Consider the following 258-nt stretch of genomic DNA (forward strand, 5'->3'; position numbering starts at 1 on the left):
AGTCTTTCATAATTGGCATAAAATCCTTGGATTAAATCTTTTTTGGATTTATAAGAAGTGTGATAACCATTTTTGTACTTTTTGAACGAATTTTTTCTCGCCTTATCAAAATCTTTTGAAGCCTGTTTGGGAACTTGTGCGTTGATGTCATTTAATCACTCATATCGCTTTCGCTTCTTGATCTTTGTAAATCGTTTCTGTAAAGCTAACTGTGAAACAGATTTTCCAAATAGCTTATAGTATCTATCACTCATTCTT

General features: G+C 31.4%; 1 pseudogene. It reads right to left on the bottom strand.

From position 1 onward, the window contains the following. A pseudogene (locus tag MR065_RS27320) lies at positions 1–258 on the bottom strand (helix-turn-helix domain-containing protein); the annotation flags it as partial.

Origin of the sequence: Bacillus cereus group sp. BfR-BA-01383 (assembly GCF_022663495.1) — a bacterium.
Classification (GTDB): Bacteria; Bacillota; Bacilli; order Bacillales; family Bacillaceae_G; genus Bacillus_A; species Bacillus_A cereus_AU.